At 50.4% G+C, this 593-nt stretch carries 1 protein-coding gene; it reads right to left on the reverse strand.

What is annotated here, in order from left to right; translation table 11 throughout:
• The coding region (locus tag AC6CWS_RS26470) for an IS5 family transposase (RefSeq protein ID WP_186924978.1) at positions 1–591 on the reverse strand (591 nt) is incomplete at its 3' end.
• Positions 592–593 lie beyond the last annotated feature (2 nt).

The raw sequence follows: 593 nt of genomic DNA on the forward strand, positions 1-593 counted from the left end.
CTGCCGGATAAGACCCGGGAAGGCTTCTGAGTCCGTCACATTGTTCAGCGACAGGTCTGCACAGATGATTTCATGTGTGTTGCTGTCAACTGCCAGATGCAACTTTCGCCATATACGACGGCGTTCTTTGCCGTGTTTTTTGACTTTCCATTCGCCTTCACCAAAGACCTTCAGCCCGGTGGAATCAATCACCATATGCGCGATTTCACCTCGGGTGAACGTTTTGAAACTGACATTAACCGACTTTGCGCGCTTGCTGACACTGGTGTAATCCGGGCAGCGCAACGGAACATTCATCAGTGTAAAAATGGAATCAATAAAACCCTGTGCAGCCCGCAGGGTCAACCTGAACACGCGTTTAATGACCAGAACGGTGGTGATGGCGAGATCAGAATAGCGCTGAGGTCTTCCCCGTGATGAAGGCGTTGCCGACTCATACCAGGCCTGAATAGCTTCATCATCCAGCCAGAAAGTTATGGAGCCACGGTTGATGAGGGCTTTATTGTAGGTGGGCCAGTTGGTGATTTTGAACTTTTGCTTTGCCACGGAACGGTCTGCGTTGTCGGGAAGATGCGTGATCTGATCCTTCAACT

The organism is Klebsiella sp. M041, assembly GCF_059759695.1.